Origin of the sequence: Micromonospora craterilacus (genome assembly GCF_003236315.1) — a bacterium.
In the GTDB taxonomy this organism is placed as follows: Bacteria; Actinomycetota; Actinomycetes; order Mycobacteriales; family Micromonosporaceae; genus Micromonospora; species Micromonospora craterilacus.
Map to the genome: position 1 here is coordinate 1 of NZ_POTY01000270.1, position 8,690 is coordinate 8,690.

Annotated in this window: 9 protein-coding genes; 4 read left to right on the forward strand and 5 right to left on the reverse strand. The window is 75.2% G+C overall.

Annotated features, from left to right (window positions below; genetic code table 11):
• A partial coding sequence (locus C1I95_RS29045) for a helix-turn-helix domain-containing protein (protein WP_146605893.1) occupies positions 1-322 on the reverse strand: 322 nt, incomplete at its 3' end.
• A 74-nt stretch (positions 323-396) separates the two neighbouring features.
• Here C1I95_RS29045 and C1I95_RS29050 point away from each other — a divergent pair.
• The 4 genes from C1I95_RS29050 (at position 397) to C1I95_RS29065 (ending at position 5,192) form a co-directional block, all read left to right on the forward strand.
• Positions 397-1,977 carry an FAD-dependent oxidoreductase gene (locus C1I95_RS29050; RefSeq protein WP_111218611.1) on the forward strand — a complete coding sequence of 527 codons (1,581 nt, stop codon included), beginning with the start codon at positions 397-399 and terminating at the stop codon, positions 1,975-1,977.
• Positions 1,978-2,179: 202 nt separating this feature from the next.
• Positions 2,180-3,715: an apolipoprotein N-acyltransferase gene (lnt, locus tag C1I95_RS29055; RefSeq protein ID WP_233513959.1), complete on the forward strand. Its 1,536-nt coding sequence runs from the start codon at positions 2,180-2,182 to the stop codon at positions 3,713-3,715.
• Between the two features lie 14 nt (positions 3,716-3,729).
• Entirely contained in the window at positions 3,730-4,536 is an 807-nt protein-coding gene (locus C1I95_RS29060; protein ID WP_111218615.1) for a polyprenol monophosphomannose synthase, read from the forward strand.
• Between the two features lie 89 nt (positions 4,537-4,625).
• Positions 4,626-5,192: an FxsA family protein gene (locus C1I95_RS29065; protein WP_111218617.1), complete on the forward strand. Its 567-nt coding sequence runs from the start codon at positions 4,626-4,628 to the stop codon at positions 5,190-5,192.
• Between the two features lie 57 nt (positions 5,193-5,249).
• On the opposite strand, the gene C1I95_RS29070 is transcribed toward C1I95_RS29065, so the two are convergent.
• The 4 genes from C1I95_RS29070 to C1I95_RS29085 all read right to left on the reverse strand — a co-directional run bounded on the left by C1I95_RS29070 (position 5,250) and on the right by C1I95_RS29085 (position 8,433).
• Positions 5,250-5,591, reverse strand: a complete 342-nt coding sequence (locus C1I95_RS29070) for an RNA polymerase-binding protein RbpA (protein WP_046564157.1) — start codon at positions 5,589-5,591, stop codon at positions 5,250-5,252.
• A gap of 249 nt (positions 5,592-5,840) precedes the next feature.
• Positions 5,841-6,434, reverse strand: coding sequence for a pyridoxamine 5'-phosphate oxidase family protein (locus C1I95_RS29075; protein WP_111218619.1), 594 nt, complete (start codon positions 6,432-6,434; stop codon positions 5,841-5,843).
• A 44-nt stretch (positions 6,435-6,478) separates the two neighbouring features.
• Positions 6,479-7,162: a response regulator transcription factor gene (locus C1I95_RS29080; RefSeq protein WP_199523961.1), complete on the reverse strand. Its 684-nt coding sequence runs from the start codon at positions 7,160-7,162 to the stop codon at positions 6,479-6,481.
• Positions 7,150-8,433: a sensor histidine kinase gene (locus C1I95_RS29085; protein WP_111218621.1), complete on the reverse strand. Its 1,284-nt coding sequence runs from the start codon at positions 8,431-8,433 to the stop codon at positions 7,150-7,152. Before C1I95_RS29085 ends, C1I95_RS29080 begins: the two co-directional genes overlap by 13 nt.
• Between the last annotated feature and the right edge of the window lie 257 nt (positions 8,434-8,690).

Below are 8,690 nucleotides of genomic sequence, written 5' to 3' on the forward strand. Positions count from 1 at the left end.
GCTTGAACGCCTGCACACCGCCCGGGCGGCGGGTCAACGGCAGGAACGTCATGCCGTGCCGGATGATCGGGCGGGGACGGACCCGGGGGTCGCCGACGGTCGGCGCGCCGACCAGCTCGTCCAGCGGCACCTGGTGGGCGCGGGCCAGCGGCAGCAGCAGTTCCAGGGTGGGTCGGCGCTGCCCCGATTCCAGCCGGGACAGGGTGCTCACCGAGATGCCGGTGGTCTCGGCGAGGTCGCTCAGGGTGGTGCCGCGCCGCTTGCGCAGGGCCCGTAACCGGGGGCCCACCGCCGCCAGCACCGCCGCCTCGTCGTTTGCCATAACAGCAACAATACTTGTCGTACGGCGGGGCTGGGTGCAGCGTGTGGGCGACCGGAGCGACGAGGGGGCAACCGATGGACGACAGGTACGACGTGGTGGTGGTCGGCGGCGGGGCCGCCGGGCTGGCCGGGGCCGCGACCCTGGCCCGGGCGCGCCGCACGGTGCTCGTGGTGGACGCGGGTGAACCACGCAACGCCCCCGCCGACGGGGTGCACAACTACCTCGGCCGGGAGGGCACACCCCCGGCGCAGCTGATGGCCGTCGGCCGGGACGAGGTCACCGGCTACGGCGGGCAGATCGTCGACGGGAGGGTCACCGCCGTCGACCGTGGCGGGACCGACTTCGTGGTCACCGTCGACGGCGGGCGTACGGTGCGGGCGCGGCGGCTGCTGGTCACCACCGGCCTGACCGACGAGCTGCCCGAGGTGCCCGGGGTGGCCGAGCGGTGGGGCCGGGACGTGCTGCACTGCCCGTACTGCCACGGCTGGGAGGTCCGGGACCGGCGGATCGGGGTGCTGGCCACCGGACCCCTGGCGGCGCACCACGCGCAGCTGTGGCGGCAGTGGAGCCCGCATGTGCTGCTCCTGCTGCACGACGCCGCGGCACCCGACGCCGAGGAGCAGGAGCGGCTCGCCGCGCGGGGCATCACCGTGGTGCCCGGCCCGGTCGCCGCACTGGAGGTGGCCGACGACACCCTCACCGGGGTGCGGCTGGCCTCCGGGGAGACCGTGGCGCTGGACGCGGTGGTGGTGGCCCCCCGGATGACCGCCCGCGCCGGGCTGCTGGACTCGCTCGGTCTGGTCCCGGTCGACGTGGAGGCGGCCGGTCACGTGGTCGGCCGGCAGATCCCCGCGGACCCGACCGGCGCCACCGCCGTGCCGGGGGTGTGGGTGGCCGGCAACGTCGCCGACGTGTTCGCCCAGGTGATCCGGGCCGCCGGTGCCGGCATGCTGGCCGGGGCGGCGATCAACGGCGACCTGGTGGGTGAGGACACCCGGGACGCGGTGACGGAGCACCGGCGGCAGCGGGAGGTCATGTTCACCGAGGCGGCCTGGGAGGAGCGCTACCAGTCCCGGCCGGCGGTGTGGAGCGGCCGACCCAACCCGCAACTGGTCGCCGAGGCCGCCGAGCTGACCCCCGGACGGGCCCTGGACGTGGGCAGCGGCGAGGGCGCCGACGCGGTGTGGCTGGCCGAGCGGGGCTGGACGGTCAGCGCGGTGGACATCTCCGCCACCGCGCTGGCGCGGGCCGCCGACCACGCGAAGGCCGCCGGCGGGCAGGTCGCCGAGCGCGTCGAGTGGACCCACGCCGACCTGCTGCGGTGGTCACCCGCCGAGGGCGCCTACGACCTGGTGTCGGCGCAGTTCATGCACCTGCCGCCGCAGCCGCGGCGGGAACTGTTCGCCCGGCTGGCCGACGCGGTGGCGCCCGGCGGCCGGCTGCTGATCGTCGGGCACCACCCGCAGGACCTGCGTACCACGGCCCACCGGATGCACTACCCGGAGATGATGTACACCGCCGAGCAGGTCGCCGCGGATCTCGACCCGGGCCGCTTCGAGGTGCTGGCGGCGCAGACCCGGCCCCGGGCCGCGGTGGATCCGGACGGACGGGACATCGTCGTCCACGACGCTGTCCTGCTGGCCCGCCGCAGGTAGGGTGCTCCGGTACGCCCCGGCGGGGACGTCGCCCCGCCGGGGCGTACCGGCGACGCGGATGTATCGGCGGCGGCCGGGTAGCCTTCGCCCCGTGATTCCGCCCGACTCGCCCGTGACGACCGTGGACCGCGCCGCCGCGACCACCCCGCCGGGCCACCCCGATCCTGCCCTGCGCCCGGTCCGCCTGCCGGTGGCCGTGGCGATGGCGGTGGCCGCCGGGTTGGCGTTGCTGGTGGCGTTCCCGCCGTACGGGTGGTGGCCGTTGGCGCCGGTGGGGGTGGCCCTGCTGGCCGCCGCGACGCACCGGCGGCGGCTGCGGGCCGGTGCCGGCCTGGGTTTCCTGACCGGGGTGGCCCTGTTCGCGCCGTTGCTGGCGTGGACGAACCTGCACACCGGTTACCTGCCGTGGGTGCTGCTGTCGCTGTTGCAGGCCGGCTACCTGGCGCTGCTGGGCCTGGCCACGGCGTGGGTGTCGCCGCTGGCCGACCGGATCCCCGCAGGGTGGCCGGCGCTGACCGGTGTGCTGTGGGTGGGGCAGGAGGCGCTGCGCGACCGCACCCCGTTCGGCGGGTTCCCGTGGGGGCGGCTGGCGTTCAGCCAGGACGGGTCGCCGCTGCTGCGGCTGGCCGCGCTGGGCGGCGCCCCGATGGTGACGTTCGCGGTGGCGCTGACCGGCGGGCTGCTCGTCGCCGGGGCCTGGTGGCTGACCCGGGCGCGCCGGAACACGCCGGACGGACGGTGGTGGGCGCCGGCCGCCGGCTGCGCCGCGGCGGTGGTGCTGCTGCTCGCCGGCGGGCTGCTGGTGCCGGTGGCCGCGCCCCGGGGCGGCGACGCGGTGACCGTGGCCATCGTGCAGGGCAACGTGCCTCGGCTCGGGCTGGACTTCAACGCCCAGCGGCAGGCGGTGCTCGACAACCACGTGAACGCCACCGTCGAGCTGGCCGGTGAGGTCGCCGCCGGTACGCGGCCCCGGCCGGATCTGGTGGTGTGGCCGGAGAACTCCAGCGACATCGACCCGCTGCGCTACCCGGCCGCCGGGGCACGGATCTCCGCGGCCGCGGACGCCATCGGTGTGCCGATCCTGGTCGGGGCGGTGCTGACCGGCCCGGAGCAGGGACAGGTGCGCAACGCGGGGCTGCTGTGGCGCCCGGGCAGCGGCCCGGACCTGGAGCAGCTGTACATCAAGCGGCATCCGGTGCCGTTCGCCGAGTACGTGCCGCTGCGCAACATCGCCCGGATGGTGAGCAAGCAGGTGGACCGGGTTCGGGCGGACTTCGTGGCCGGCACCGAACCGGGCGTGGTGCGTACGCCGGCGGCGGTGCTCGGCGACGTGATCTGCTTCGAGGTCGCCTACGACGGGCTGGTCCGGGACACCGTGATCGGCGGCGCGCAGCTGCTGGTGGTGCAGACCAACAACGCCACCTTCGACGTGGCCGAGGCCCGCCAACAGCTGGCCATGGTGCGGTTGCGGGCGGTGGAGCACGGGCGGCCGGCGATGATGGCCTCCACGGTCGGCGTGTCCGGGTTCGTCACCCCCGACGGGCGGGTAAGCGATGCCACCGGGTTCAACACCCGTGCGGTCGTAGTGCGGCAGCTGCGGCTGACCGAGGGGCAGACGCTGGCCACCCGGGTCGGGGTGCTGCCGGAGGTGCTGCTGGCGGGGCTGGCCGTGGCCGCGCTGGCCGGGGCGGCCGTGCTGCGCCACCGGTCAGGGAAGGCGGCCGACGGCCCGGTGTGAGGGGGGCAGCGGTGATGCGCAGAACCGACATCCGCCCGGCGGTGACCGGGGTGCCCGGGGTGGGCCGCGTGCTGGTGGTCATCCCGACCTACAACGAGGCCGACAACGTCACCGCGATCGTGCGGCGGGTCCGGCGGGCCGCGCCGCAGGTGGAGATCCTCGTCGCCGACGACAACAGTCCCGACGGCACCGGGAAGATCGCCGAGGAGATCGCCCGCGCCGACCGGCGGGTGCACGTGCTGCACCGGGAGGGCAAGCAGGGGCTCGGCGCGGCGTACCTGGCGGGGTTCGCGTGGGCGCGGCAGCGTGACTTCGACGCGGTGGTGGAGATGGACGCCGACGGCTCGCACGCCCCGGAGGACCTGCCGGCGCTGCTGGCCGCGGCCCGCGACGCGGACGTGGTGATCGGGTCGCGGTGGACCCGGGGCGCCCGGGTGGTCAACTGGCCGCTGCGGCGGCTGCTGCTGTCGCGGTGCGGCAACCTGTACGCGCGGCTGGCCCTGGGCATGCCGGTGGCCGACGCGACCGGCGGTTACCGGGTCTACCGGGCGGCCGTGCTGGACGCCCTGGACCTGACGTCGGTGTGCTCGCAGGGGTACTCGTTCCAGGTGGAGCTGTCCCGGTTGGCGCACCGGGCCGGGGCGCGGATCGTGGAGGTGCCGATCACGTTCGCCGAGCGGGAACGCGGCGCCAGCAAGATGAGCCCACTGATCGTGGCCGAGGCGCTGTGGCGGATCACCGGCTGGGCGGTGAGTGACCGCCGTAGCGCGATGCGGCGCGGATGGCAGGGCGCCACGGCGGGGCAGGCGCGGTGGCCTTGAGCCGGGTCGTGTCATGCTGGACGTACGGGACGGCTGCGCCGCCGGGGGTGGCCGGAGACGATGAGGCGCCGTGAGGCGGATGGGGTGATATGCGCCGAGCACTGAGGTTCGTACCGTTGGCCCTGCTGGTTTCCGTGGCTGCGGAGCTGGCCGTGTTCGTGATGGTGGGTCGGGCGATCGGCTTCGGCGCGGCGACACTGCTGGTGTTCGCGGCCTCGCTGCTGGGGCTGGTGCTGCTGCGTCGGGAGGGGATCCGGGCGTGGCGGGGGTTCCGGGACGCGGCGCAGTCCGGGCGGCCGCCGGGCCGCCAGGTCACCGACGGGCTGGTGGGTCTGCTCGGCGCGCTGCTGCTGGCCACCCCGGGGCTGCTCAGTGGCCTGGTGGGGCTGGTGTTGCTGGTGCCGCCGGTGCGTCGGCTCGCCCGCGGTGGCATGCAGCGGGCCACCGAGCGCCGGGTGTCGTCGATGGCCGCCGGTGACCTGTTCGGGCCGCGCCGGGTACGGGTGTACCGTGGCGCGCCGCAGCAGCCGGCGGGTGCCCCGCCCCAGCAGCCGACCGTTACGACGCCGCAGCAGCCGGCTGGTGGGCCGCCGCAGCCGGTGGTGGACGACGGCCAGGCCATCGAGGGCGAGATCGTGGAGCCGCGCAACAGCTGAACGAGCACACGACTGCGCCCCCGGGAGAACCTCCCGGGGGCGCCGTTCGTGGTGCGGTCAGGCGCGACCGCGGCGGGTACGGACCTCCTGCAGCCGCTCGGCGAGGATGTCCTCCAGCTCGGCGATCGACCGCCGCTCCAGCAGCATGTCCCAGTGGGTGCGCGGCGGCTTGGCCTTCTTCTGCTCCGGCTCGCTGCCGTCGACCAGCCGGGCGACGCTGCCGTCGAACTTGCATTCCCAGGTGGTCGGCACCTCGGCGTCGACCGCGAACGGCACCTCGAACTGGTGACCCTTGGCGCACAGGTACTCGCGGGTCTGCCGCGGCGCGAGCTCCGTGTTGCGGTCGGATTCGTAGCTGACCGCGCCCAGCCGGCTACCGCGCAGCATACGCTCGCCCATGATCGACACTCCCTCGTTGGTGGTGCTGGTCCTATCGGTGTAACGGTCCGCCTGCGCCGGGCCATTCCCGGGGCCACGCCTCGGCGGCCCGCTCCCCGCGGGTGCGCTGTCAAGGGTAGCTGGCCATGGCGTACGCCCGGCGGGGTCGTCCCCGGCCGGGTCGTCACGGCGGACCGTCTCCGCCAGCCGGAATGGTAACCGGCCGGGGCACCCGCGCGGGCCCGGCGGTCGGTGACGCGCCGGTGCGGATCAGCCGGCCGGTGGGGTCGGCGGCAGCGGCAGCGGCAGCCCGGGCAGCCCGTCGATGCTGGTCGCGACGTCGTCCTTGGCAGCGAAGTACGCGTCCAGCGACGCGTCGTCCTCCCGGGCGAACCGCCGGGCGTGCAGGTCCCGATCGCCGTCGTAGGTCATCAGCGGCACCGCGTAGCCGCAGGTGTCGCGGATCACCCGGGCGTGCACCACGATGATCGCCCGCAGCCCGTGGTCGGTGCTGTCGATGTCCGGGAAGTGGGCCAGCAGCTTCGGGAAGCGAGGATCGTCACGGAACACCGGCTCGCCCCGGCCGTGCACCCGCACGATCGTCGGCGGGCCGGAGAAGGCGCACCACATCAGCGTGATCCTGCCGTTCTCCCGCAGGTGGGCGATGGTCTCGGCGTTGCTGCCGGCGAAGTCCAGGTAGGCGACGGTCAGCCCGTCGAGCACGGCGAGGCAGCCGCGCAGACCCTTCGGGGAGAGGTTGACCGTGCCGTCGCCGGCCAGCGGGGCGGTCGCGGTGAAGAACAGCGGCTGCGCCTCGATGAACTGCCGCAGCCGGCCGTCGATGCGCTCGTACGTCTTGCCCATGCCACCATCATCGACCGCTGCCGCCACCGGCCGCCGCCCCGATCTCAGTCCTCGGCGGCGTCGTGCGCCATCAGGGCCAACTGGGTCCGGTTGGTCAGCTCCAGCCGGGCCAGCGCGCTGGACACGTACGCCTTCACCGTGCCCACGGACAGGTACAGCCGGGCGGCGATGTCCGCGTTGGACAGCCCGGCGGCGACCGCCCGGGCGACCTCCTGCTCCCGCTCGGTGAGCAGCGCGAGCCGTTCCCGGGCCCGCTGCCGGCGGGCGTCGGGTGGCCCGCCGCCGGCGGCGACCCGGTCGATGAGCGTCCGGGCGACGGTGGGGGAGAGCACCGGCTCACCGGCAGCGGCCCGGCGCACCGCGTCGACGATCCGTTCCGGCGGGGTGTGCTTGAGCAGGAACCCGGCCGCGCCCGCCCGCAGCGCCTCGACCACGGTGGCGTCGGCGTCGAAGGTGGTCAGCACGATCACCACCGGCCGGTGCCCGGCCCGGGTGGTGACGCCGCGGGTCGCCGCGATCCCGTCCAGCAGCGGCATCCGCACGTCCATCAGCACCACGTCGGGACGCGACCGGGTCACCGCGTCGGCGACGTCCACCCCGTCGGCCGCCTCCCCGACGACCTCCAGCTCCGGTGCCCCGCCGAGCATCAGCCGCAGCCCGGTACGCACCAGCGCGTCGTCGTCGACGAGAAGTACCCGGATCCGCGCATCCGCCGTCACGCCGGCCAGGATAGCCGGGCGGTCAGCCGGAACGACCCGTCGACGACGCCGTGCTCGACGGTGCCGCCGTCGAGGGCGACCCGTTCGGCCAGCCCGGTCAGGCCGGCGCCGGCGCCCGGCCCACGGCGGGGACCCGGCGGCACCGGGTTGCTGACCGTCACCGACACGCCGGGGCCGGGAGCGGCGTCGACGCGGACCTCGACGGGCGCGTCCGGCGCGTGTTTGCGGGCGTTGGTCAGTCCCTCCTGGACGGTGCGGTAGACGGTGCGCTGGGTGGCCGGCCGCAGCGCCTCGGCGGCACCGGGGGCGCAGACCATCTCGAAGCCGACCCGCTGCCCGGCGGCCCGCGCCTCGGCGACCAGCCGGGCGATGTCGGTCAGCCGTGGCTGCGGCGCGGCCGCCGCGGCCGCCGGACCGTCACGCAGCACGGCGAGAACCTCGGCCAGTTCGTCGAGGGCCCGCCCGGCCGCGTCGCGGATCACCTCGGCCGCTTCGCGGATTTCGCCGGACGCCAGCGGCAACGCCGCGCCGGCCTGCGCCTGGGTGGTGCGGTAGGCCAGGCCGCCAGCGTGCAGCGACAGCAACGAGATGCGGTGAGCGAGCACGTCGTGCATCTCCCGGGCGATGCGTTCCCGCTCGGCCCGGCGGGTGTCGGCCAGGCGCCGCTGGTGTTCCCGCCGCTGCCGCGCGGCGTCACGACGCAACCCCAGAATGAGCTGGCGGCGGGCCCGAGTCGCCATTCCCCAGCTCAGCGGCACCAGGTACGCCACGCCGATGAGCGCCAGCGCCATCGACCTGCTCGCGTCCGGCGGCGGGTGCAGCGCGGAGAAGTGCAGCGTCGGCACCAGGTACGCCACGGTGACCAGGGACGCCGGCAGCCAGTCGCGGCGGATCGCCAGGTTGAACACCGCCACCATCGACGCCCCGAGCGCGGTGCCGGCCAGCATCAGCGCCGGCACCAGGGCGATCGCCAGCGCCAGCGGGAACCGTCGCCGCCACCACAGCGCCAGGCAGGACGCCACGCCCACCCACGGGTCGACGGTGAGCATCCAGGCCGACGCCGCGTCGGCGTAGTACGGCGGCTGCTCCGCCCACGTGTCCAGGCCGACCAGCACCGCGCCGGTGAACAGCAGCACGTCCACCACCCAGTCGCGTACCGTGCGGCGCGGTCGCCGCCGGATCGGATCGGGCCCGGCCAGCTCCGCCGGCAGCAGCCACCGTGGCGCCCGGGTACCCGCCAGGGACGCGGCCGGGTCGGCGAGGGACGGATTCGGACTCATGCTGGCACTCTGCCTCGCGGCGCGTCGCGCCCCATCGCGCCGCCGCGCGGCGCTCCGAGCCGGCTGATGCGCTCCCTCATAGCCGCGAGCCTAGGCAGCCGCCGCGCCCGCCCACGATCGCCCCGACCGGCGCTCCGCTGGAAAACCCCCGACAAGGCGACGTCCAGCTTCGTCGATCATGCAGTTATGGTCGCCGATATGAGGCATTGGCGGCTTTCGCGGGGACCACAAGTGCATGATCGACGGCGGGGTCGGGG